This is a genomic window from Bacillus sp. FSL E2-0195 (assembly GCF_038003645.1).
In the GTDB taxonomy this organism is placed as follows: Bacteria; Bacillota; Bacilli; order Bacillales; family Bacillaceae_G; genus Bacillus_A; species Bacillus_A mycoides.
In genome coordinates this window covers 1,908,408-1,932,269 of record NZ_JBBOPN010000001.1, presented here as the reverse complement: position 1 = coordinate 1,932,269, position 23,862 = coordinate 1,908,408, and the positions used below count along the sequence as shown (strand labels likewise).

The following is a 23,862-nucleotide window of genomic DNA, read 5'->3' as shown; positions in this document are numbered from 1 at the left end:
CATGTTGTTTAACAATGTAGTTTTAAGGTGTATCAACACTTTGCTTGATACACCTATTTTTTATGTTTTTTATCATTCATTTATCACTACATTCATTAAGTCAACAAATATGTTATATCCTTTCTTTTAAAACTGCCCTCTTTACTTTAAGTACAATACTTCACAATTTTTTTCACCTAAATAAATTCAATCTCTTAAAAGTGTTATCCATGTAAAAAGATGCCACCTTATTAAAGAAAAGCGCTTTATAGTGGAATAATAAAATAGAGAAATAGAAACAACTTAGGTTATTTCCCTTCAAGTAACGCAACCGTTGTAGCTTAAAAATAAAGTTTGATTAAATTAGACCTTAAAAAATTGAAATTAATACATAATAAAACAACACTTGAAATTATTCATACTTGCTTTAATTGCAATATACGTTTGGACACAATTTAGACACAAAATATCCAATTCCTTGTACGCTAAGGGATCGGATATTTATTTTACTGTTTTATATAGTGTACAATTTCTCGCTTACGAGGTCTGTGTAGCAACCGAACCAAATCTTACGTTAAGTATTAGTGGACATCAAAAATAGTAATGACTAATCCAGATTAACATCCATCCGATTCACAATTAAATATACCAATATGTTAAATGGCTAAATAATACAAACGGTATGAAGAGAATTTCTACTCTTTTCATACCGTTTTAAATTTATTTATAAGTTTCATACTAAATTCGTGGAAAGATGGCAGCATCGCTTTTATAAACAAGGCTCAAAAGTTACCATACCTGACAACGGAAATATTAATGTAACTCTAGTTCCTTTATTCACTTCAGATTCAATGCCAATTTTCATTCCTAATTTTGAGCACAGTTTTTCGCATAGGTACAAACCCATTCCTGTACTTTTGCTAAATCTCCTTCCATTCTCTCCAGTAAATCCTTTTTCAAAAACTCTATTTATATCTTTAGTTATTATCCCTACTCCATTATCCTCTATAGTTAGTATTACTGAGTTAGCTTTCTTAATTGAGTATATACGTATCATTTGTTCCTTGTTATTTGAGTACTTTATGGAATTTCCTAATATTTGATTAACAATAAATTCAACCCATTTTTTATCACTATATACGATTTCATTAATATTTTTCATATCTAATTTTATTCTCTTATGAATAAAATCTCTATAATTTCTTTTAATTACAGTTCTTACTACATCATCAAGGTTGATTGGTTTTATAATATAGTCCTTACCGACATTATTGCTTCGAGAATAATACAGCACCTGTTCTACAAACCCTTCGATTCGATCCAATTGTGAGTCTATTTTATTAGTTACTTCATTTTGATTATTTTCAATTATTAGCTTTGTAGAAGCTATCGGCGTCTTAATTTCATGTACCCATGTTTCTATATATTCCCTATAATCCGATTGCATATCGCTATAATATTTTACATTTTCATGCATATCTCTACTTACTTCTTTCAGTATAGCGTTAAGCTTTTCCCCATGTATAAAGTTTGATTCCTTTACTACCTCTGGAAGTAGGTATTTTTTCTCCAAGTTTTCTAATATGCCATTAATCTCATTATAATAATTTTTACATTTTATAAATTCTATAGCCATATATATAATCAATGGAAAAAACCAAATACAAAAGACAAAAAATATTATAATGAACTGAACATTCACAGTCAGCAATATACCTGCTAGTATAATAAATACCAGTACATTAGATAGTATTACTACCATTTTATCTTTAATAAATTCACCTATATTCATGGCATTATATACCCTAAGCTTCTTCTTGTTGCAATTGGATTTTCTATACCTATCTCTTCAAGCTTTTTTCTTAATCTATTTATATTAACAGTTAAGGTGCTATCATCCACAAAATAATCAGATTTCCATAAGGTTTCTATGAGTGAATCTCTTTTTACAATATATCCGCGATTATTTATTAAGCATGAGAGTATTTTAACTTCATTTTTAGTTAACTCTACAGACTTGTCTTGATAAGTAACTGTTGCATTTGAGAGATTTAAATTAAAATCTCTATAAATTAAGATATGATTCGTCTTTAAATCTCCAGATGTCCTTCTTAAAATGTTTGTTACTCTTGCTAATAGTATTTCTGTATTATAAGGCTTTGTTATAAAATCATCTGCTCCTAAATTCATACTTATTAGTTCATCTACATCACTATCTCTGCTTGTAACCATGATGATTGGAACATCTGAAGTTTTACGTATTTCTCTGCATATATAATAGCCATCGAACACAGGAAGATTTATGTCTAGTAATATAAGGTCTACATTCTCACTTTCTATATGTTTGATAATATGATTAAAATCTGTGGGAGCCTTTACTTCATATCCATACTTTATAAAAAAATGTTGTAATTCTTCTCTGATGATTTCATCATCTTCAATCAGAATGATTTTTTTCATGACTTTTCCCTCCCTATACAGAATATAAGGCTATTACATCTTGAGAAACAAAGTGTAATAGCCCTAATAAGCATTATAAAATCAAGTATTACTTTTTACAATATTTTTATAACCGACATATGTCGTGTAGAAATATACTACATAAACTACAAGAAATACTAAGCCCGTCATCAATGCTGGTAAAATAATGTCTGTTTGTTGAAATCTGTTAATATAATAATTGACTACATAAATTCCAACTATAGAATGAATTATGGCAAGAAAAACTGGAAGACTAAAGTATACGAAAGTTTGAATGAAAATCGTTTTGTCGATCATTGTTCCGTTTGAACCAATTCTCTTCAAAGATTTATATCGATCTATGCTATCACTGGCTTCTGATAATTGTTGAAGAGCTAATACAGCCATACTCGTTATTAAAAATACAATACCTATATATATCCCAATAAACAGTACGATAGTTTTCAATCCCTTACTTCCTGCACAAACTTCATCCTTTGATTTGCCTGCTATACGATTAATATTTAATTTCGGGCCATTTTCGTCATAAAAGCCCCGTGCAACGTTATCATATTTTTTATTATATTCTTCTCTATTTCCATCTAAATAATTTACATTAAGTACGGATTCAGTAATTTTGTAGCCTGATAAAAACTCATCATTTATAACGATTGTGAAGTAATTAGTTCGCACATCATAAGTGTAAAGATTCTCTTGTATAACTTTAGCGTTTTTTACCAAATATTCTTTTTCTTTAATATTCACCTTATTGCTATTTTTTAATCTTTCATTTGTCGAATTAGCCAACCGGCTTTCATTTGATAAAAGTAAAATTTCATTGTTATTTAAAGTGATTTCCTTTTCACCTTTAAGATTTAAAATTTTATTATAATCAGATACTTTAATGAAATCTATATCGTTATTATAATCTTTACCTTCTGGTACAAAGTCCACCACTTCCATCCCTGTTCGATATACATTATAAGATACATATTTTTCGTTATTACTTATTTTAAAATTAGCTTTATTTAATACTTCTTCTATAGTGTAACTTTCATCCTTATTCTCCAACGTAATACTGGCATCAAATGGTGTTATTTCTTTCGTTGTGGCGTCCATCATTCTGTTAAAGCTGATTCCTGTAGATAAAGCCACCATTGTAAGGAATAACATTAAACAGATTACAGACATGGATATAAAATTTGTATTAACCTTACTATTTATTTGTTTGATGATAAATATATTTAAACCTTTAAAATAGACTTTTTTATTCTTCTTTACAACATATAATATAAATCCAGATAAACTAAAGAAAAACAGCAATGTACCTAATATGCCAAGAATGATTGATACCACGAGCATAGGATTAGTAAAATTCAATCCGATTTTTAGTACAGTCACATATGCATATCCAAGTGATGCTACACACATAATAAATGTGATTACATAGATAAGAGGATTTCTAAATTTTACATCTTCGCTTTTTCTACCTGCTGTTAACAAATCAATTATTTTGTATTTAGAAACAACATATACATTAAATAACATAACAAGTAAAAACATGATTCCAAAGTATAATACGCTTTTACCTATAGCACCTGTTGAAATTGCAAATTTATATTTATTGATGGGCAAGTCAAATAGCTTTAATGCAAATGTAGATAACCCCTGCGATACTCCAATACCTATTATAAGTCCACTCACTAAAGATATAACGCCAACTAGAAATGTCTCTGTTACTAATATTCTGGATATGTTTCTTCTTCCCATACCTAAAGTCATGTATATTCCTAATTCTTTTTTACGTTTTTTAATTAAGAAATTATTTGCATACAATATTAAACCACCTAATATTACGGATACAAATACTGACACATTTGAGATAGCGTTCATTACTGTAGGCACATACTTTCTATCTGAAGCGTTAATTTCCATAAGTGCCTTTTGTGATTCTATTGAGTTAAAGCTATAAAATATACAAACAGCCAGTGTTAGTGTTAAGAAATATATTGCATAATCTTTAAAACTTTTCTTTACATTCCCAATAGCAATCTTAGAGTACATTATTATCGTCACCTCCAAGAAGGGTTATAACTTCGATAATTTTAGTAAAGAATTCTTTTCTGGAATCATTCCCTCTTACCAACTCGATAAATATTTTTCCATCTTTAATAAAAAGAATTCTACGAGCATAGCTTGCTGTAAATGCATCATGAGTAACCATAAGTATTGTAGCTTTTAAATCCTTATTTAGACTTTCAAATCTTTCGAGTAATAATCTAGCTGATTTAGAATCTAACGATCCTGTTGGTTCATCTGCAAGTACTAAAGATGGATCTGTTACGATAGCTCTTGCCGAACCAACCCTTTGTTTTTGTCCGCCTGACATTTGATAAGGGTATTTGCTTAATACTTGTTCAATGTCTAAATATTTTGCAACTGCTTGTATTTTCCCATCAATTTTTGAACTTTTCTCACCTTTTATTGTTAACGCTAGGGCAATATTTTCATAAGCAGTAAGGGTATCTAATAAATTAAAGTCCTGAAATATAAACCCTAATTCATTTTTTCTAAACTTATCTAGTGACTTTGATTTTAACCGAGTAATGTCACTATTATTTATCATTATTTTTCCCGTAGTAACATTATCAATAGTTGATATACAGTTAAGTAATGTAGTTTTGCCACTTCCTGAAGGCCCCATTATCCCAACAAATTCTCCCTCATCTACCTTAAAACTAATATTATCTATAGCCTTTGTTACATTATCTTTATTACCATAATATTTTTCAATTTTTTCTACATTTAATATATTTCGCATTAATACTTCTCCTTTTTCATTATAAAAATTCTTTAACTCTCATTCATTTATGTAATTCATTTTATATAATTTCATTTATAGTATCGATGGAATTACATTTCATTAACATTACATTTTTGTTATATTGAGTGATACCTCTACATGTAAGTTATCAGAAATCGCGATGGTATAAGTAAGGATTATTCGATGCCTTACCAAAGAGGCAGATAAATGTAGGGGTATCGGTTCTGGTGCAAAAACGATAAGACTTATGTAATTATAGGTAATAAAAAACTCTAAATTTTCTATGTTACATAGAAAATCTAGAGTTTTCATTCCAAATATTGATTAAACATACTTTATCTACGTTTTACAACCATATTAGAGAAAGAACTTTACTAATAATAAAATATCATTAATTTTCTCCCAAAAAAACATTTTAGATCAAAGGACCAATTATCCATTTCTAATCTAACCTAATCTTAAAGTTCAAATTTTATTTAGAAACCCCCATCTTTTTTTGCTTTTTAAGCATAATCCCAATCCTAAACCAATTACCGCAACCACAATTGATTATAAGAAAGTGTCATTGTTCCCAGCAATAAAGGCATCTATTGAAATTGTTTTTTTCAGCTTTTGAATCGCATCAGCTGACATTCCGATCATCTCAGATTTATGTTCTTTTAACATTTCTGTACCATGAAACTGTGTACGATTCGATATCAACGTGACAATAAGACTTGAAGTTATTGCTCCAACTGTTTGCCCTAACGTACTGTTCATCGCAGTACCATGTGATACTTCTTCTTGCTTTAATGCATTGAGTGCATTTGTTTGAAGAGACATTTGAACCATCCCCACGCCAATTAAACGAATAGCATACGTTAAACAAATAACCCACGAAGCGGTTTCTAGTCCTAGATTCCCTAAAATTACAGATGCCACAATCATTAAAGGAAAACCGATTAGGATAAGTGGACGAATTCCAAAACAATCAAATAACTTACCGTTAATTGGTGCTAATAATCCCATAATCATCGCACCTGGAAGCATAATTAATCCTGATTTTAATGCTGTCATGCCTTGAATGTTCTGCAAAAATAACGGTACAGAAATCATCACCGAATACATTGCAAAGATAGTTGTAATTAGCACGAAAATAGATAATGTATATTTAGGGTTTAGGAAGATCTTAAAGTTTAAAATTGGTTTTTCTAAGAAGTTTTGACGAATGACAAAAGCTGCAATTCCTAAAACCCCTGCAATTAAACTAACAATAACTACTGTGGAATCCAAGCCTTCTTTACCCGTAGCACTAAAATACCCGAACCAGAACAAAAGCATGAATTACTAAACTATCTAGAATGGGCAGAAAAAACGAAGGGATTTTACGGGGAAAAAGGTTTTAATTTGGAAGTAATGAAAATAAAAAAAACCATAAAAATGGTTTAGAGTGTGATTACGAAAAACGAAGGATTACCTCCTTCGAACTAGGTAAAAAAGCAATAGACGCCCTTCTTGCGGAGGGCAAAGAAGTTACCTTGCACAATGTATCTAAAAAGACAAAAGAACTCGATGAACAAGGCCAAGGGATTCATTTTAATACTATAAGAAATCATGAAAAAATCTATGCGTATTATAAAGAAAAGAGTAAGAGTTATAAGAAAAAACAAAAAGAGATCGAAAAGCACCTTCCCTATCGACAAAATGAAAAACATGCTTTTCACGAGTTTGAACAATTAAAGTCTGACAGGAATTTAAAGAATGTTTACAGACAGTATATGCGTCTAACGAAGTCCGAATTAGCAACGCGTTTAATAGAAACTGAGCAGTATATCGCGAAAGGAAATCAGGCGTATTTGAAAAGGTTATTTGAGACGTATGAGGGATAAAAGTGGAATAAAATTGTCGTGATAAAAGGAGTGGATTCCCCACTCCTCTTTCATTTTAGTATAAGTGTTAAACAACGTGTATTTACTGTTAATCCAAGCCTAAAACTCTATTTCCTTTGTCTTTCAGTAAAAGTCATTCTTCTCGGTTTTATTTATTCTATCGTTGTAATTTCATTTGAATTATAAATATGAATACCAGATTCTTCACGTAGCGCTGTTATATACATTCCTTTCGCCACATCTTTAGCTGAAATTGGTTTATACTTTTTAAAAGCCCCTTTAAATATAAACGGAAGAATACGAGATAATTTCTCAGCCATTCTTTCCCCAAAACGATATTCTTGTCGATTTCCAACTAATAATGACGGCCTGAAAATATGTATGCCACCAATAACTAGCTTTTTCAGCTCCTCTTCCATTTTCCCCTTCACTTGCGAGTAAAAGAAAAATGATTTAGGTTTTGCTCCCATTGATGAAATAACAAGAAAATTTTGCACGCCTTGTTTTTCAGCTAAGCAGGCTGCTCGTAATGTATATTCATAATCTACTTTTTTAAAATTCGACTTCGACTTCGCTTTTTTTATCGTTGTTCCTAAGCAACTAAAAACATCATCTACTGCAAAAAATTCTTTGTATTCCTCTAATACTGAAAAATCCACCTGTTTCTGTTGCAATTTCTCATGCTGTAATTGTAATGGTTCCCTTACAAAAATAGTAACCGAATCGTAGTAATCTGAGTCAAGTAATAGTCGCGTTATTTCTTGTCCAACTAACCCACTTGCGCCAAGTACTAACGCTGTTCGCTTATTCATATATGTGTATACCTCTTTATTTACTATTCTCTCCTATAGCTAATCGTCGCTAACAGGAGTTTCCGTTCTCCCATTTTACCATAAGTAAAGCACTATGCGTATGCATAGTGCTTTACTTACTCTTTTTTCTCTTCTTTTTCTTCCACTGGCAATTTTGTAATTGTTGTAGCATCCCCTAAATTACTTATTAGTCTTCTTAAAAAAATTAAAACAAAAGATAATGGCAAAACAACCGCAAGTATTAATAAGATAGCTTCCATGAAGTAACCCAAGCGCTCATCCCCTTTTTTCTGCTCCCTCCCAATATATGAAAGTAACATTGTCACATATGCACCAATCATAAAAATTAATACCTTTCTTTTTGACAGATTTATTACAAAATCAAATCGTAATGATTATTATTTATTGCAACTTTCATAAAGATGTATTATACTAGGTTCGCAAACTAAAACGTAATTATTCCGTTTTGTATTAAAACGATATTTTCTTCTTATATTTGGAGAAAATATAATTGTAAAAAAGAAAAGAGGAGAATTATATGCCTAAAAAATTAGCTCTATTTTCATTTATACTTATTTTCACACTCATCTTTGCTGGATGTTCTAACAACAAAGAAGGTGCAGCAAAAAAAGATGGGAAACTTTCTGTTTATACAACCATTTTCCCACTCGCTGACTTTGCAAAAAAAATCGGTGGTGATTATGTAAATGTAGAAACAATTTACCCACCTGGTGCGGATTCTCATACATTTGAACCAAGTCAAAAGCAGACTGTACAAGTGGCGAAAGCCGATTTATTTGTTTATAACGGCGCAGAATTAGAACCATTTGCCGAAAAAATGGAAAAATCATTAAAAAAAGAAAACGTAAAAATTGTAAATGCATCTAAAGATATCGAACTTCGTGCTTCATCTGAAGAAGAGCAGCACGATCATGGAGACGGTCATAAAGAAGATGAACATCATCACGATAAAGACCCACACGTTTGGATAGATCCTACTCTTGCGATGAAACAAGCAGAAAAAATTAAAAATGCACTTGTAGAATTACAGCCTGAACATAAAAAAGAGTTCGAAAAAAACTTTGCAGCACTACAAACAAAATTCACTGATTTAGATGATCAATTTAAAGCAGTTGTTGCAAATGCAAAAACGAAAGAAATATTAGTTTCACACGCAGCTTACGGCTACTGGGAACAACGATACGGTTTGAAACAAATTCCAATCGCTGGAATTTCAGCATCTGATGAACCATCTCAAAAACAGCTTGCTGACATTACAAAAACAGTAAAAGAGCACGGTCTACAATATATTTTATTTGAAACATTCTCTACTCCAAAAGTAGCATCAGTTATTCAAAAAGAAACAGGTACAAAAATTTTACGCTTAAATCACCTTGCTACTATTTCTGAGGATGATGCAAAGAACAATAAAGATTACTTCACATTAATGGAAGAAAACGTAAATACTTTAAAAGAAGCAACAAACTAATCAACTATATTTTCTAGGCAGCTGAATATGTCATTCAGCTGCCTTTTTATGTATTTATCCTTGACTTGACCAAAATAACAAGTAAAATTATCCATATTAGCTTTTAAGCTATATTAATCTAGAAGGTGAGTTGGAATTATGACTCTTCACATTAGTGAAGTAACAGCAAAAAATTGGCGTTCAGTAGCTGCTTTAAACGTCGCAAAAGACCAGCAGCAATTTATTGAAAGCAATGCGTTTTCTTTAGCAGAATCATTATTTGAAGGAAACGGAACGTCAGTAGGTTTATATGATGGAGAAACACTTGTAGGGTATGCAATGTATGGATGGTATTGGGAAAAACGTAAAAGTGTCTGGTTAGATCGCTTTATGATTGATCAACAATATCAAGGAAAAGGATACGCAAAACGTTTCCTTCGCATACTCATTCAATTCTTACAAGAAAAATTTGAATGTAAAATAATTTATTTAAGTTTACATCCTGACAACAAACTCGCAATGGGACTATATGAATCATTTGGCTTCCGTTTAAATGGTGATATTGATGACGAAGGCCCAGTTGTAGGTGTTGTAATGGAATTACTAATAGATGAAAATACAAGCCTGTGAAAACAGGCTTTTTATTATTTATTTATTTATTTATTAATGTCACATTTTCTATATTTAATTTTTTCTCCCTATGTGCTTCGCTTTTGCAATCTAGTATTATCTCCGTAAAATGCTCATTCGATTGAATTAGATGAATCATTTGATTGCTTAAACGTATTACTATTTCTTCTTCCTCATTTGTAACATCTGAAAATAGACAACTAATAATGTCTCTATCTTCATTTGTTATTTCTCCATATAATTTCACCGTATTTATCCCTGTAATTCCCTGTTCCAAACTATTTGGATACATATATTTCTCCATATATTCTCTGCTCTTTTGATCGTCCATTTGTTGTAGAAAGAATTGAAACGGCATCCCCTTCATCGGCTGTATGTATGCATTTTTCCACGGCATAGTTTTCTTAAATAAATTAAAAAACCACTTGTAGTGTAATGGTTCTGGTTTTGTAATTTCAATTCCACCTTCTATCATTTTCCCATACACTTTATCTATATTTTCAACATCAATTGCCAGTCCAATGAGTCCCCTATGGCCATCACAATATTTCTGAACCCACTCTTGTACCCAACCACCCCCATCTTTTGTTTTTACTCTTACTAATTCTAAATATTCTTTTCCAATCCATATGTTAGATACTTTAAACCCTTTCGTTCCCTTTCCACATCTCGGAACATATGGAAGCCCGATAGAATGTACATTTTTAATCGTTTCCTTATTTTCTTGTATTTCTTTATTTACATTTATAACAAGGTGATCGATTTTCATATTCTTCCCACCACATTTTTAGTTTTTTAATAGTTTCTCTAACCTATGAATAAATCGAAGTTGCATCTCACATTGTTCATACATATTTTTGAAAATTAGTTTCACATACGCTGGCGCGTTATCTTTTAGTCTTTCTCCTTCCCTCATCTCTTCATAAGTAGATCGTATTTCACTTTTCTGCTCTTCTAGAGCTTCTAAAACCTCCTCTCTCATACTCTCTTCTTCTGACAGAAATGTTAACGCTGTATATAGATGTTTCGGAAACATAACTGAAGTTTTTTGAAACGACTCCTTTAATAACCTTTTAAATTCTTGACTTCCCTTTTCTGTAATACAATATATCGTTTTCGACCGTTTTCCGGTCATTTCAATTGCTTTAACTTGAATGAAATTTTCATTTTCCATTTTTTTTAATGCGTGATAAATAGAAGCTGGGAAAACTTCCGCCCATTTTTTACTTTGCACCATATTTAGCGCCTGCTGTATTTCATAACCAGATAGCGACTCCCTTTTAGTAAGCAATCCAAGAATCATTAAACGCACCTTTTCTCCCCCTACCCCTAACAAAACACTAAATGTTTAGTATTTTCAGATTATTTTAATACAAATTCCAATTTTAGTAAACAAAAAAAACAATAATAAGCCTGCGATTTACGCAGACCTATTTCACACATTCTTCAAAATGTTCTTGGAACCATTCTTTATTAATATCTCTTCCGATGAAAACTACTTCACTTACTCGCTCTTCGCCCTCTTGCCACTCTCTATCGTACGAAGCAGCAAATAACGTATGCACACCTTGGAAAACAATACGTTTATCTACCCCATCAATAGATAAAATTCCTTTGTAGCGATATAAATGCTCCCCTAGTTCCTGAACGACAGCTGACATCCATTCATTCAATTTTTGTAAATCTAACGGACGTTCTTCACGTAGTACAAACGATTTTACACCTTCTAGATGGTTATGTTCTGTATGAGGGTAAATTTGCAGCGTATCTTTCGTTTTAAACGTTTGAATTTGTAATAACGATGGAATATCTACCTCACAGTTAGTCGCCTCGATTAACTTTGCAGTCGGGTTAATTCCTTGAAGTTCATGCAAGAGATTTTCTTTCTCATTTTCTTCAATTAAATCTAATTTATTAACTAACACAACATCAGCAAAGGCAATTTGTTCTTTTGCTTCTAGTCCCTTTTCAAAATGTTTATGTATATGATAGCTATCTACAACTGTTACAACACCGTTAATTTGGTATGCAGATTGAATAACTGGATCTAAAAAGAAAGTTTGAATAATCGGACCTGGATTTGCAAGACCTGTTGTTTCAATTACTAATCCATCAAATTCCATTTTCCCTTCTGCTTTCACATCCAGTAATTGTTTTAAAGCAACAAGTAAATCTTCACGCACAGTACAGCATAAACAACCGTTTGTCATTTCCATAATTTCTTCTTCAACGTTCATAATTAATTGATTATCGATACCAATTTGCCCTATTTCATTTACAATCACTGCTAATTTCTTGCCGTGATCCTCTGATAAAATTCGATTTAATAATGTCGTTTTCCCTGATCCAAGAAAACCAGTTAGTATTGTTACTGGAATCATTCCTTACATCTCCTTATAGCTATATGTTTCTACATTATAGCATATAGAGAAAAACGTTTTTGTAGCAAAACATATTTATTGTATGTACAACCGGGTAACTATATAATAATATGTAGCAAGAAAGCCTTTTCAAAAATATTATCATTCATCAAGGGGGGTACTTATAATGGAACGAGTTCAAATGGCCGAAACACTAGAATTTTCTCGTATTATTCAAGGGTTCTGGCGTTTAGCAGAATGGAATATGACAAAGCAAGAGTTACTTTCTTTTATTGAAGACTGTATGGATTTGGGGATTACTACTTTCGATCACGCTGATATTTATGGTGGGTATACGTGTGAAGGATTGTTTGGAGAAGCGTTACAATTAAAGCCTTCCTTACGCGAAAATATGCAAATCATCACTAAATGTGGAATCGCTCCCCCATCACCTAAATTTCCAGAGCGATATGTTGCTCACTACAATACGAGTGCTGAACATATAATAAAAAGCGCGGAGGATTCATTACAAAACTTACATACAGATTATATTGATGTATTGCTCATTCATCGTCCTGATCCATTCACGGACCCAAATGAAGTGGCAGAAGCGTTCTCACGCTTAAAGCAAGAAGGAAAGGTTCGTCACTTCGGTGTATCTAACTTTTTACCTTCACAATTTAATATGTTAAGTTCGTATTTAGATTTCCCGCTCATTACAAATCAAATTGAAGTATCTGCGATGCAGCTTGAGCATTTTGAAAAAGGTACGATTGATTTATGCCAAGAAAAACGAATTAATCCAATGATTTGGTCACCTCTTGCTGGTGGTGAAATCTTTACTGGTCAATCAGAACGTGCCATACGTGTACGTGAAACTTTACAAAAAGTTGCTACTGAACTAGGTGTTACTAGCATCGATACTGTTATGTATGCATGGTTACTCGCTCATCCAGCTAACATGATGCCAATCGTTGGCTCTGGTAAATTAGATCGTGTGAAAACAGCCGCTCTTGCTACAAAAGTTAACTTAGACCGCCAACAATGGTTTACAATTTTCGAAAGCTCTAATGGACATCCTGTACCATAATAAACAAAAAGAAGAGCTGTTTCTTTACAGCTCTTCTTTTTCATATGTATTTCTCGTCATTGCAAATACACACATATCCCTTAATCCATTTCCATCTACCGCAACACTCGCGCTTTCTAAAGTACCCTCTAATTTAAAGCCTAATTTCTCTGGTATCGCTCTACTCTTCTTATTTAGAGAATCACAACGAATTTCTACGCGGTTTGCTTTCAATTCAGTGAAAGCATAATCTGTTATACCTTTTGCAGCCTCTACCATATAGCCCTTTCCACTAAACCTTGAATCAATCCAATACCCGATTTCAAATTGAGGTATATCCCAATTAATACGATGTAATCCGGCAGATGCAATAAATTCACCTGTTTCGTTCGAAAAAACTAGTAATCTCAAATCCTCACGCTGCAAAAATTGAATATGCGATTTTCTAATACTCTCTTCTATTTCTTCCTCTGTTTGCTCTTTTTGTGCAAAGACCATCCAAGGTTTTAATTCTTGTATTGAAGCTTGAATTGCGTCATATACAACTTTACCATCACCTGGTTTTGGCATTCGAATAAAAAGCCTGTCAGTATAAAATTCAGAAGGAAAATCGAATAATAACGGATTCACTGTAAACACTCCCTATAATTCTTTTATATATAATAATATCCATCTCAAGTTATACAGTAAAGAAGTTTCTGAATTTTAAACTTTTTGATCATTCACTTCCATCGCTACACGAACTCCAGATTCAATCGCACCTTGAATCCATCCGTGATACAGCGTTGTATGATCACCAGCAAAATATATTCTCCCCTCAGGTTTTACAATGACTGGCTGTAATTCTGATTCTTGGCCAGCTTGAAATAGTACAAACCCTCCAAGCGCATATGGATCTAATGTCCAACTCTTTGATATTCCAGACATGAACTCATCATATACTTGACCACCTAATATTGTTGCTAAATTTTGTAGTGTGTAATAGATACGATCCCCCTTTGATAACCCATCCCATAACAACGCATCATAAGACCATGTATAGCTTCCTAACATCATAGCAGGCCCTTTCTCTCCGATTCCATGGCTTGGATAATACGCATAACGTATAGGAAGATCTGTTATAATTCTCCCACCTAATTGCCCTTGTTCCTCCCAAAAACGACTTTTAAATTGAATTCCTATTTTTGTAGCTGGCATATAATGCAATTCGCGAATTGTTTTCCACTTCGCATGAGATATCGAATCAAATGGATCTACTTCTACAAATCGCATTGTTGAAAAAGGAATTGTAACAATAACTAAATCCCCTGTAATACTACTATATTCAAAAGTTTCCTCGTTCCGGTAATAGGCTGTTACACTATTGGCTTGTTGATGAAGCTTCATTAATTTTTGATTATATATAATATTTCCTTCTAATTGTGGTAAAAAAGACTTTGGTAATCTATCATTCCCACCTATTATTTCGCAAAATCCGCTCTCCTCTTGCATAATATATAAAAAACGTAACGTCTCAACGAATGACCTTTCTAAAAAACCTTCTAAATCTAATAGAACACCTATCATCTCAATCGTTACTGGCGAAAAATACGTATTATATTGATAAGGATGATATTTTAAAAATTGACCTGTAGAATATTTCCCAAAATCCTTTACTACAATATCCCAATTTTTCTCTGGGTTCTTTTTTATAAAATTTATAATGGGCTGTACCGCTAACATTAATAGTTCCTCAGACGTTTTCCCAACTTCATTCATTTCCACAGGATATCTTAAAATACTTGGATCTTTTTCGTATTGTTTTAATGTCGTTTCCCGACCATTTACGTATATAATATCTGTCTCATTCCTATTAATAAAAGGGCTCACCTGTAGCCCAAACTTTCTTATATATGCCATCGTTAATGTATGCGAATACGGAATTCTCATCGCTCCAACATCTAAATATAATCCGGTATCTTCCATCCTAACTGTCTCTATGCGGCCACCTACACGGTTGTTCGCTTCAAAAACCTTCACTTCATGCCCTGCTGCTTTTAATAAAGATGCCGAAACTAATCCAGCCATACCAGCCCCTACTACAATGATTTGTTTCGGACGTGTCGTCTTCTTTAATCCCTTATTTATAACTTTTAACGTTTCATCCATCTCATTGTTAAACATTATATCTTTCTGCACAATCCCACCCCTTACTTCATGAAATACAAATTAGTGGTTTAGTGCATTTTATTCATAAATTCACTTAAACATAACACCACCACAATTTGAAAATTCACTAAAAATACATAAGGTGCAGCTCTCCCCCTTCCACATGCTTCATATGATAAACATACAGATAGTAACTGTATGGAAAGGGTGGATACACATGAAACGTACTTACGATTATCAGGCTACAAAAAAACATTTAGAATTAAAGAAACAGCAGTTATGTAAAAAACTCACTAGCGTTAAACTAACTGAAGAAGAACGCAAGCAAATACATTTAGAAATTGATAACTACGAATATATATTAAACTTAGTCGAAATGAATCATTATGAACGAGGGTTTTCTCATTAAAAGCGGATAAAAAATTATTCACTTTTCCTTTTGAGCATTTCATTACGCATTTTTCGTAAGTAAATATATAATAGGATGTACATTAAGATTGAGAGGTATATTCTATGATCAAATTAAGTGTATTAGACCAATCACCTATTTCAGATGGTAGCACAGCAGCCCAAGCTATTTCGCATACAGTTACGCTTGCACAAGAAGTTGAGAAACTCGGATTCACACGTTTTTGGGTATCCGAGCACCATAATTCAGTTAGCTTAGCTGGTTCAAGTCCAGAAATACTCATTTCACATATTGCCGCGAAAACTGACCGTATTAGAGTTGGTTCTGGTGGTGTTATGCTGCCACATTATAGTCCATATAAAGTTGCCGAGAATTTCCGCGTTTTAGAAGCACTTTATAAGGGCCGCATCGACCTTGGTGTCGGGAGAGCGCCTGGTGGTATGCCGATAGCAACTCGCGCACTTCAAGAAGGTAAAATGGTCTCACTTGATCAATATCCAGAACAAATTGCAGATGTTGCTATGTACTTACATGATCAAGTACCAGAAAACCATCATTATGCAAACTTAAAGGCTACTCCAGTTATCCCAACATCTCCTGAAATGTGGATGCTCGGTTCTAGCGGAGAAAGTGCAATGATTGCCGCAAAGCAAGGCGCTTCTTTTGCATTTGCACAGTTCATTAACGGATACGGTGGCCCTGAAGTAATGAAGGCTTACCAAGAACAATTCCAACCTTCCTATTTAGGTGATAAACCAAAATCAATCGTATCTATTTTTGTTATTTGCGGAGAAACAAATGAAGAAGCGGAGAAGATTGCATCAAGCCTTGATTTATCGATTTTACTATTAGAACAAGGAAAACGGACTACTGGTACTCCTTCTATTGAAACTGCTCAAAATTATTCGTATAGTGCTTATGATCTATTCCGCATAAAAGAAAATCGTCAACGTATGATTGTCGGTGATCCGTCTTCTGTGAAAGAAAAAATATTAAACTTAAGCAAAGCGTATAATACTGACGAATTTATGATTGTCACGATTACTCATCAATTTGAACATAAATTAAACTCTTATCGCCTATTGGCAGATGCTTTTAATTTATAATAACGAAAAGGAGATGCATCACATATGATGCATCTCCTTTTCTTACTACCAATCAATTGTTTTTGCTTCCTATATATTCAATAGCTTCTTTTAATAACTCATCAAAATTATGAGGATAATCATGATTTAAGTTAGGCACAACTTTATACTTATGTTCTATATTTTTATCCTTTAATAACGTTACAAATTGCTGTGTACCTTCAAAACAATCTTCATCTTGATCCCCACATATTATATATCCTTTTATGCTTTTATCATGCAATATTCCAATCATCTCTTCCCATTCTTCCATTTCCGGAAGCCACGGTGCCACAAAAATAAAACCGTTCACTTCTATTTCACCTTGTAACATGGAATGTAACGCTACTCTTGCCCCAGCAGAAAAGCCACCAATAATAATATTCCCAAATGTTTTATTCACTTTAATCTTATTGTAATGTCCTTTTAACTCTTCTCTTCCTCTTTCGATATTATCCCAAACATATCCATCTGAAAATTGAATTTGGGAAGATTGAGGCAATGCTAGCATAAAACCTTGTTCCATTACAGAGTTCCAATATGGTTCTATTATTTGTATATTTTCTTGATCCCCATGCAGTGTTATTAGTAGATTTTCAGTTTGTTTGCTGTATTTATATTTCACGTCTGCTTGTTCCGATTTCTTTGCTAATTCTTCTCTTTCTTTACATAATTGAACCATTCTATGAAACTCTTCAAATTTATGTAGTGGTTTTAAATCATCATCGGAAATTAAATACTCACTTCCGTACCAAAATCCATTTTCTATAATTGCTTTCTTCATTAAATGCAACGCTTCTTCTTCAAGTCCTGCTGCACTTGCTAATGCATATTTAAAATTATATATTTGTGCTTCATTACCCATTACATCTTTAGCATTATGCATTATATAAGAATACGCTTCAAAACTTCCTTTATTTGCATAACAATGTAACGTTTCATTTAATAACTTAATATAAGTCATATTATTTTCCATATAGGAATTCCCCCGTAACCTTTTATAATAATTGCTTCTCCAATCTTCCTATCATTCTAGGGTCACGGTATAAGTAGTTAAATTCTACAATTCAACTTAATAATACCTGATTCTCAGAATGATATTTAATAGTTAATGTATGTATACGCATAATACACCACTCCTTCCTATCCACTAGTTGTAGTATAAAGTTAAATAAACTGAAAAATCAATATTTTAATAAAAAAAAGACAACAATTATATTATTGTTGTTCTCATAACATCTGCCCACTATTCTTTTTTTTCTTATCTGGTTTACTTGAAACTAAATAATGCTTTTCTGAAATATATAAGTTTCTTTTTAATATACGATTTAAATATGGTCCTAGCTTCACTCCGCATATGAGGCGATCTTCGCTATCTTCAACAATTGGGAACATTTCTTTTTCTGTTACATATTGATCTACGGCCTTTTGTACGATATCAATTTCTTTAACTAGGTTTAAATTTTCTTCTGTATGTTCAAATACTTCAAGCGTTTCCTTCGTTATCAGAAAAAAATTTGTTGGAAATGCAGGTAAATAGGGCTTTAACAAATCATAATTTACTGTGTAATCATCATTTACTAAAACTGTATAAACGATATTAGCATTCGTTTCTAGAAACTTCGCCATCGCTTGTTCTAATTCATCTTTCGTAATTTCCCTATCTTCTTTTCCAGTTCTGAAAAAGCGAAACATTGTATCGCCTCCTTTTTACTATATTATAGCATAAAAGAAAACTGAAAAATTATAAAAAACTCTATTGAAAGAATTTTTCAATAGAGTTTTTCTTTAATCCATTTATGTTTATTTTAAGAATGCACTTAACATCCATACGTGTTGTTCTAATGTCGTATGAATTGCTAATAGCATATCAGCCGATGTTTCATCATCAGCTTCATCAGCTACTTCCATACCTTCTTTTAATTCTTGAATAAGTGCAGAAAAATCGTTTACTAAAATTTGCACCATTTCTTCTGCAGACTCTTTGCTTGTCCCTTCGATTACAGTTGAAGTTGCTAAATACTCTTTCATTGTCGCTAACGGTTTTCCTTCTAACGCTAAAATACGCTCTGCTAACTCATCAATGTATGTTCCTGCTTCATTATAAAACTCTTCAAATTTCTCATGTAATGTAAAGAAGTGCGGTCCTGTCACATACCAATGATAATTATGCAGTTTGACATATAATACATTCCAGTTTGCTACCTGCTTGTTTAATACTTCAACAACATTCGTTTTCGTACTCATACAATCCACTCCTCTTATCATTTTATAATTATTATCTTTTAATAACTTAATTACATTTTACCATACATTTCCTACTCTTCCGAATGAACAGCTTATATGTAACAAAGTTTTAACAACCTTAATATTTCCCTAATATCATATAATTCATGTATTCTTTCAACTACTTCACATGTCTAATTGTCCAAGCTCACACATATGCATAATAGTAAGTCAAGCTCATCATAGAAGAAAGAGGGATAACATGGACAATCAACAATGGCAAGTAGCAAAGAAAGTCGCTGCTACTTATATCGGAACTGTCGTTGGAGCTGGATTTGCTACTGGGCGCGAAATTGTTGAATTTTTTACAGTTAACGGATTTTACGGAACCATTGGCATATGTATAAGTGGATTTTTTTTTATTTGGCTCGGCACAAAGATGATGTTACTTTCATCACAAATAGGGGCATTCTCAGCTCAAGAATTCAACAAATATTTATTTGGGGATGTATTTGGAAATGTCGTAAACACATTACTATTACTCGTATTATTTGGTGTAACGAGCGTTATGTTATCAGGAGCCGGTGCAGTATTTGAAGAACAACTCCGTCTCCCGAGACAACTTGGTATTTTCATCACGGTCATCGCCTGTCTCATTATTGGGAGCCGGGGATTACAAGGTGTTTTTGAAGTAAATACGCTTGTCGTACCTATTATGATGATCTTTATTATCGGACTCGCTATTACAACCTTTTTCCATAGTACAACACCTATTAGTAATACTATTCCTGCAGAGAGCTGGAATATGAAGTGGATTACTAGCCCTATTACATATGTCGCTTTAAATCTTTCGCTCGCCCAAAGCGTTCTCGTCCCGTTAGCCAGTGAAGTAAAAGATCGAAAAGCCATTTTGTGGGGTGGAATTTTAGGTGGTGCAGGACTTTCTTTAATTTTATTATGCAGCCATTTAGCTATCTTATCAGTCGACCAATTTTATCAATACAATATCCCAATGGCTGAAGTCATAAGAAGATTTAATGCAACTTTTCACTTTTTCTTTGTTCTTATTATTTTCGGTGAAGTGTTCACAACTTTAGTTGGTAATGTGTTCGGGATGACAAAACAAATGCAATCCATTACCGGATGGAAAAGTAATAACATTATTTACTTCATATTACTAATTAGTTATTGCTTTAGTTTCATTGGATATAGTGAATTACTTCATATTCTATACCCTATTATCGGTTGGGTGAGCATCATTTTACTACCGATTATTGCCTTTAAACAACTTCAAAAAACATAAAAAAACATCCGTGTATACGGATGTTTTTCATCTTCATTCACAGTCTTCACATACTTCCCAGTACGGCCCCATTTCTACTGCAAGATATGGCTTTAATTGCAAACGAATCATTCGACTTGGCATGCGTTCCAATACGAATTGAATGCCTTCTTCCTCTTCATCCAACTCAACTTTTGAAATAGCAATTCTTTGCATAGTAGTAATAGGGCTTCCATCTTTATATAAAGTGATTTTCACCTCATCATACTCATTAAAATACAATTCAACATTCATTTGCTTTTTTAACATTTCATCAACAATTTCATAATTATCATTTTGTTCCTGGATTATATATTTCCAGCCGCCTCTATCTAATTTTATCGGAGCAGCTTGGAATAATGTCATCAAATCCTCGTATAGCATAAGATAACCCCTCTCTTACTAAAAAACGATGAGTATTTTATATACCCTTTATCTCTATCACTATCCATGTTTATTGTACCATATATCACGAATCTTACTGCATTCATTTGCTTTATAAACACATACAAAACATATAGTATTTTCAGTTCACTCTCTATTCACTAATACGTCCTCTTACTGATAACTTATCACTTTCCTTATTTCCTACACACTACTTATAACTCTTAAAAAACCACAAAAAAGAAGAGTAATTTATATCACTCTCCTCATAAGACTTTTCCTGTAGCTGCTAATGCTAACACTATAATTAAACTTGCAAATAATAGTGATACAATTAAACTAAAAATCGGTAATATTTTCTTTTCATTCTTCTTAAATAATAACCTTAAACTAAGAATGATATTTAATGGAACAAATATAAAATAAAAGTATTTAACGATTTGTAATGAGCTATTTGAAAGTGTTTTAAATACAAACACTTCAATTAAAAAAGCAACAAAGAATAAAATGCTTAACCAAAACGAGACATAGCTAAGCCAAGAATGTCTTTTCGTTCCCCAATACACTCCCATACTGATCTCCTTTGAACGTAGTCTATATTATATTAATTATACACCCGCTTAACAAATTCCTCTATTTTTCGACAAACATTAAATACATTGAACCTCTAATCCGTTTATCAGCTAAAAGACTGTCTCTAATAGCACTAATGCTATTTTGAGACAGCCTCCCCTTTTTATACTTTAAATCTTTCAATTAATACTTGTAACTCTTCAGCCATTTGAGATAGTGTACCAGCCGCAGAACCAATTTCTTCCATAGAAGCTAACTGCTCCTCAGCTGACGCTGCAACACTTTGTGTACTCGTCGCATTATTTTGTGCCGTCATAGCAATTTGACCAACCGAAATAGATACTTCATTTGCACCTTTTGACATCCCATTAGCTGTTTCAACCATCGTTTTAATTTGGTCAGCAATTTCATTTGTAGATTGTAAAATTTCAGTGAAATTTTGTTTTGTTTCATTTGCGATAACAAGTCCAGATTGCACTTCTTCATTTACATTATTCATAGATTTTACTGTCTTACTCATATCATCTTGTATTTCACAAATTAATTTACTAATTTCACTTGATGATACACTAGATTGTTCTGCTAATTTTCGTACTTCATCAGCAACAATTGCAAAGCCTCTTCCATGCTCACCAGCTCTTGCAGCCTCAATTGCAGCATTTAAAGCTAGAAGATTTGTCTGATCTGCAATATTTTGAATAACTTCTAAAATATCACCAATTTGCTTTGATTTGTTATTCAACAACTGAATAACAGCATCTGACTGTGAAACAGATTCCGCAATAGATTGCATTTGATTTACTGTTTTTCCAACTAGCTTTCCACCATCTTCTGCTTTTTCGCGAGTGTGAGCAGAAGCAGTATTAATAGATGATGAGCTATTTGCTACATGTTGAATCCCTTCTGTTACATCAAACAGTAACATAGCACCATTTTCTACGCTTGCTGTTTGCGTCGTTGCACCACTTGATATTTCATCCATTGCTGATGTAATTTGTTCAGTCGCTTCACTCGCTTGTCTCACACTTGCTGTTAACTCTTCAGATGCAGCTGCAACATGCCCTGCTGAAGTATTAATTCTTCCAATTAACGTTCTTAGTGAATCTGTCATTTCATTAAAACCTTTTGCAAGTTGACCGATTTCATCGTTTGAATGAATTTCAATTGTTTGCGTTAAATCTCCTTCACTTATTTCTTTAGAAGTGGCAACTAATCTCTTTAAAGGTTTTGTAATAGAAAGAGTTACGAAATAAATAAGTGCCCCTCCTACAACTAATGAAATAAGCATAACAATTAACATATTATAAAATACAGGCTGAGCAGCTTCAATTACTTCATTTGAGTACATCGTTCCACCGATTTTCCAACCTGTTTTTAAGTTTGTAGCAAATACCATTTTCTTTTCACTACCATTATACGTGTATGAAAAAGTGCCTTGATTATCTTCGTAAATTCTCTTTGCCCAAGAATCAGCTGCTTTATCTCCTGGTTTTTCTTGAGGATGCGCAATTATTTTTTGTTTTCCATCTAAAATGAAAGTATATCCTTTTTTACCAATATTGATTAACTTTGTTGTTTTCAATAAATTCTCTAAACTTAAATCTACCGCAACAACACCATTTTTATCTTCTGTTTGTTTCGCAATCGTTACGACAATATGTCCATTTCCTTTCGCCTTATACGGTTCAGTGACCACGATTCCACCTTGTTTACTCACTGCATCTTTATACCAAGAACGAGTTGTTGGATCATAATCTGCTGCCATTTGTATATTTGGTTCTTGCACAAACTTCTTATCATTGCCGGCAACATATACTTGTTCAATATCTTTATTTAAATTAATATATTGAGATAATACCTTTCTTAATTCATCTTGATTATCTCCTTGATACATATCACTATGAATCACTCGTGCAAAGTTATTTACTTCGTTAAATTTCGCCTCAATCATTTGATTGATTAAATTATCTAATATTTTTATATTATCGTGAGCACTACTCGTAATTTGTGATTCAAAATTCTTTTTAGCCGTTTGATAAGACATTCCTCCAATAATAGAGACAGCCGCAATTAAAATTATCAAAAATGAAATTAATAGCTTTTTTGCTACTTTTATATCTCGAAACCACCTTAACAGTTTACTCATTACAAACCTCCTACATTTAAATATTAAGTTTTAAAGATAAATAACCAATTATGAATATATC

The 23,862-nt window shown here is 32.6% G+C and carries 25 protein-coding genes; 7 read left to right on the top strand and 18 right to left on the bottom strand.

Going from position 1 to position 23,862, the window contains the following annotated elements; translation table 11 throughout:
• Positions 1-748: 748 nt before the first annotated feature.
• The 5 genes from MHH59_RS09970 to MHH59_RS09950 all read right to left on the bottom strand — a co-directional run bounded on the left by MHH59_RS09970 (position 749) and on the right by MHH59_RS09950 (position 6,535).
• Positions 749-1,771, bottom strand: a complete 1,023-nt coding sequence (locus MHH59_RS09970) for a sensor histidine kinase (protein WP_016126795.1) — start codon at positions 1,769-1,771, stop codon at positions 749-751.
• Positions 1,768-2,439, bottom strand: coding sequence for a response regulator transcription factor (locus tag MHH59_RS09965; protein ID WP_000720526.1), 672 nt, complete (start codon positions 2,437-2,439; stop codon positions 1,768-1,770). Before MHH59_RS09965 ends, MHH59_RS09970 begins: the two co-directional genes overlap by 4 nt.
• Positions 2,440-2,520: 81 nt before the next feature.
• Entirely contained in the window at positions 2,521-4,503 is a 1,983-nt protein-coding gene (locus MHH59_RS09960; protein ID WP_033730279.1) for an FtsX-like permease family protein, read from the bottom strand.
• Positions 4,493-5,260, bottom strand: a complete 768-nt coding sequence (locus MHH59_RS09955; protein ID WP_001244390.1) for an ABC transporter ATP-binding protein — start codon at positions 5,258-5,260, stop codon at positions 4,493-4,495. The genes MHH59_RS09960 and MHH59_RS09955 overlap by 11 nt, the downstream gene beginning before the upstream one ends.
• A 552-nt stretch (positions 5,261-5,812) precedes the next feature.
• Positions 5,813-6,535, bottom strand: a complete 723-nt coding sequence (locus MHH59_RS09950; RefSeq protein ID WP_231348501.1) for an MFS transporter — start codon at positions 6,533-6,535, stop codon at positions 5,813-5,815.
• A 245-nt stretch (positions 6,536-6,780) separates the two neighbouring features.
• Between MHH59_RS09950 and MHH59_RS09945 the strand changes: the two genes are divergently transcribed.
• Positions 6,781-7,131, top strand: a complete 351-nt coding sequence (locus MHH59_RS09945) for a hypothetical protein (protein WP_002064983.1) — start codon at positions 6,781-6,783, stop codon at positions 7,129-7,131.
• A gap of 152 nt (positions 7,132-7,283) precedes the next feature.
• Here MHH59_RS09945 and MHH59_RS09940 read toward each other — a convergent pair whose 3' ends face one another.
• Entirely contained in the window at positions 7,284-7,943 is a 660-nt protein-coding gene (locus MHH59_RS09940) for an oxidoreductase (protein WP_003188777.1), read from the bottom strand.
• A gap of 116 nt (positions 7,944-8,059) precedes the next feature.
• Entirely contained in the window at positions 8,060-8,284 is a 225-nt protein-coding gene (locus MHH59_RS09935; RefSeq protein ID WP_340851167.1) for a hypothetical protein, read from the bottom strand.
• Positions 8,285-8,481: 197 nt separating this feature from the next.
• Here MHH59_RS09935 and MHH59_RS09930 point away from each other — a divergent pair, with 197 nt between their 5' ends.
• A complete protein-coding gene (locus MHH59_RS09930; protein WP_002126988.1) occupies positions 8,482-9,432 on the top strand; it encodes a metal ABC transporter substrate-binding protein in 951 nt (316 codons plus the stop codon).
• A 138-nt stretch (positions 9,433-9,570) separates the two neighbouring features.
• On the top strand, positions 9,571-10,041 hold the full coding sequence (locus MHH59_RS09925) for a GNAT family N-acetyltransferase (protein WP_002031458.1): 471 nt from the start codon (positions 9,571-9,573) through the stop codon (positions 10,039-10,041).
• A 22-nt stretch (positions 10,042-10,063) separates the two neighbouring features.
• Here the strand turns inward: MHH59_RS09925 and MHH59_RS09920 are convergent, their stop codons facing one another.
• From MHH59_RS09920 to MHH59_RS09910, 3 genes are all read right to left on the bottom strand, one after another.
• Positions 10,064-10,810 carry a VOC family protein gene (locus MHH59_RS09920; protein WP_340851166.1) on the bottom strand — a complete coding sequence of 249 codons (747 nt, stop codon included), beginning with the start codon at positions 10,808-10,810 and terminating at the stop codon, positions 10,064-10,066.
• Between the two features lie 18 nt (positions 10,811-10,828).
• Positions 10,829-11,353, bottom strand: a complete 525-nt coding sequence (locus MHH59_RS09915) for a PadR family transcriptional regulator (RefSeq protein ID WP_340851165.1) — start codon at positions 11,351-11,353, stop codon at positions 10,829-10,831.
• Between the two features lie 118 nt (positions 11,354-11,471).
• On the bottom strand, positions 11,472-12,422 hold the full coding sequence (locus MHH59_RS09910; RefSeq protein WP_340851164.1) for a CobW family GTP-binding protein: 951 nt from the start codon (positions 12,420-12,422) through the stop codon (positions 11,472-11,474).
• A gap of 166 nt (positions 12,423-12,588) precedes the next feature.
• Between MHH59_RS09910 and MHH59_RS09905 the strand changes: the two genes are divergently transcribed.
• Positions 12,589-13,491: an aldo/keto reductase gene (locus MHH59_RS09905; protein WP_002064972.1), complete on the top strand. Its 903-nt coding sequence runs from the start codon at positions 12,589-12,591 to the stop codon at positions 13,489-13,491.
• 24 nt (positions 13,492-13,515) lie between these two features.
• On the opposite strand, the gene MHH59_RS09900 is transcribed toward MHH59_RS09905, so the two are convergent.
• The gene (locus MHH59_RS09900; RefSeq protein WP_002126982.1) at positions 13,516-14,100 is read right to left on the bottom strand and encodes a GNAT family N-acetyltransferase; all 585 of its coding nucleotides are present in this window, start codon (positions 14,098-14,100) and stop codon (positions 13,516-13,518) included.
• 75 nt (positions 14,101-14,175) lie between these two features.
• On the bottom strand, positions 14,176-15,648 hold the full coding sequence (locus MHH59_RS09895; RefSeq protein WP_340851163.1) for a flavin monoamine oxidase family protein: 1,473 nt from the start codon (positions 15,646-15,648) through the stop codon (positions 14,176-14,178).
• Positions 15,649-15,835: 187 nt separating this feature from the next.
• On the opposite strand from MHH59_RS09895, the gene MHH59_RS09890 reads away from it, so the two are divergent.
• A complete protein-coding gene (locus MHH59_RS09890) occupies positions 15,836-16,027 on the top strand; it encodes a DUF3896 family protein (protein ID WP_002012420.1) in 192 nt (63 codons plus the stop codon).
• Between the two features lie 104 nt (positions 16,028-16,131).
• Positions 16,132-17,133, top strand: a complete 1,002-nt coding sequence (locus MHH59_RS09885) for an LLM class flavin-dependent oxidoreductase (protein ID WP_002012419.1) — start codon at positions 16,132-16,134, stop codon at positions 17,131-17,133.
• 52 nt (positions 17,134-17,185) lie between these two features.
• Here the strand turns inward: MHH59_RS09885 and MHH59_RS09880 are convergent, their stop codons facing one another.
• The 3 genes from MHH59_RS09880 to MHH59_RS09870 all read right to left on the bottom strand — a co-directional run bounded on the left by MHH59_RS09880 (position 17,186) and on the right by MHH59_RS09870 (position 19,398).
• Positions 17,186-18,127 (bottom strand): alpha/beta hydrolase, encoded by a 942-nt coding sequence (locus MHH59_RS09880; protein WP_033730285.1) that lies wholly within the window; start codon positions 18,125-18,127, stop codon positions 17,186-17,188.
• Between the two features lie 254 nt (positions 18,128-18,381).
• Positions 18,382-18,846: a DUF3939 domain-containing protein gene (locus MHH59_RS09875; protein ID WP_000488199.1), complete on the bottom strand. Its 465-nt coding sequence runs from the start codon at positions 18,844-18,846 to the stop codon at positions 18,382-18,384.
• Between the two features lie 108 nt (positions 18,847-18,954).
• Entirely contained in the window at positions 18,955-19,398 is a 444-nt protein-coding gene (locus tag MHH59_RS09870) for a Dps family protein (protein ID WP_002012416.1), read from the bottom strand.
• A gap of 241 nt (positions 19,399-19,639) precedes the next feature.
• On the opposite strand from MHH59_RS09870, the gene MHH59_RS09865 reads away from it, so the two are divergent.
• On the top strand, positions 19,640-20,680 hold the full coding sequence (locus tag MHH59_RS09865) for a YkvI family membrane protein (protein ID WP_002064968.1): 1,041 nt from the start codon (positions 19,640-19,642) through the stop codon (positions 20,678-20,680).
• A 33-nt stretch (positions 20,681-20,713) separates the two neighbouring features.
• Here the strand turns inward: MHH59_RS09865 and MHH59_RS09860 are convergent, their stop codons facing one another.
• From MHH59_RS09860 to MHH59_RS09850, 3 genes are all read right to left on the bottom strand, one after another.
• Positions 20,714-21,082 carry a DUF3979 family protein gene (locus tag MHH59_RS09860; RefSeq protein ID WP_002165937.1) on the bottom strand — a complete coding sequence of 123 codons (369 nt, stop codon included), beginning with the start codon at positions 21,080-21,082 and terminating at the stop codon, positions 20,714-20,716.
• A gap of 266 nt (positions 21,083-21,348) precedes the next feature.
• Positions 21,349-21,654 carry a hypothetical protein gene (locus tag MHH59_RS09855; protein ID WP_002012413.1) on the bottom strand — a complete coding sequence of 102 codons (306 nt, stop codon included), beginning with the start codon at positions 21,652-21,654 and terminating at the stop codon, positions 21,349-21,351.
• A 164-nt stretch (positions 21,655-21,818) separates the two neighbouring features.
• A complete protein-coding gene (locus MHH59_RS09850; RefSeq protein ID WP_088005271.1) occupies positions 21,819-23,801 on the bottom strand; it encodes a methyl-accepting chemotaxis protein in 1,983 nt (660 codons plus the stop codon).
• Positions 23,802-23,862: the final 61 nt, after the last annotated feature.

Coding starts and splice junctions, on each gene's coding strand:
- MHH59_RS09970 (WP_016126795.1), bottom strand. CDS start 1,771: ATGAATATAGGTGAATTTATTAAAGATAAAATGGTAGTAATACTATCT.
- MHH59_RS09965 (WP_000720526.1), bottom strand. CDS start 2,439: ATGAAAAAAATCATTCTGATTGAAGATGATGAAATCATCAGAGAAGAA.
- MHH59_RS09960 (WP_033730279.1), bottom strand. CDS start 4,503: ATGTACTCTAAGATTGCTATTGGGAATGTAAAGAAAAGTTTTAAAGAT.
- MHH59_RS09955 (WP_001244390.1), bottom strand. CDS start 5,260: ATGCGAAATATATTAAATGTAGAAAAAATTGAAAAATATTATGGTAAT.
- MHH59_RS09940 (WP_003188777.1), bottom strand. CDS start 7,943: ATGAATAAGCGAACAGCGTTAGTACTTGGCGCAAGTGGGTTAGTTGGA.
- MHH59_RS09935 (WP_340851167.1), bottom strand. CDS start 8,284: ATGATTGGTGCATATGTGACAATGTTACTTTCATATATTGGGAGGGAG.
- MHH59_RS09930 (WP_002126988.1), top strand. CDS start 8,482: ATGCCTAAAAAATTAGCTCTATTTTCATTTATACTTATTTTCACACTC.
- MHH59_RS09925 (WP_002031458.1), top strand. CDS start 9,571: ATGACTCTTCACATTAGTGAAGTAACAGCAAAAAATTGGCGTTCAGTA.
- MHH59_RS09920 (WP_340851166.1), bottom strand. CDS start 10,810: ATGAAAATCGATCACCTTGTTATAAATGTAAATAAAGAAATACAAGAA.
- MHH59_RS09910 (WP_340851164.1), bottom strand. CDS start 12,422: ATGATTCCAGTAACAATACTAACTGGTTTTCTTGGATCAGGGAAAACG.
- MHH59_RS09905 (WP_002064972.1), top strand. CDS start 12,589: ATGGAACGAGTTCAAATGGCCGAAACACTAGAATTTTCTCGTATTATT.
- MHH59_RS09890 (WP_002012420.1), top strand. CDS start 15,836: ATGAAACGTACTTACGATTATCAGGCTACAAAAAAACATTTAGAATTA.
- MHH59_RS09885 (WP_002012419.1), top strand. CDS start 16,132: ATGATCAAATTAAGTGTATTAGACCAATCACCTATTTCAGATGGTAGC.
- MHH59_RS09880 (WP_033730285.1), bottom strand. CDS start 18,127: ATGGAAAATAATATGACTTATATTAAGTTATTAAATGAAACGTTACAT.
- MHH59_RS09875 (WP_000488199.1), bottom strand. CDS start 18,846: ATGTTTCGCTTTTTCAGAACTGGAAAAGAAGATAGGGAAATTACGAAA.
- MHH59_RS09870 (WP_002012416.1), bottom strand. CDS start 19,398: ATGAGTACGAAAACGAATGTTGTTGAAGTATTAAACAAGCAGGTAGCA.
- MHH59_RS09865 (WP_002064968.1), top strand. CDS start 19,640: ATGGACAATCAACAATGGCAAGTAGCAAAGAAAGTCGCTGCTACTTAT.
- MHH59_RS09860 (WP_002165937.1), bottom strand. CDS start 21,082: ATGCTATACGAGGATTTGATGACATTATTCCAAGCTGCTCCGATAAAA.
- MHH59_RS09855 (WP_002012413.1), bottom strand. CDS start 21,654: ATGGGAGTGTATTGGGGAACGAAAAGACATTCTTGGCTTAGCTATGTC.
- MHH59_RS09850 (WP_088005271.1), bottom strand. CDS start 23,801: ATGAGTAAACTGTTAAGGTGGTTTCGAGATATAAAAGTAGCAAAAAAG.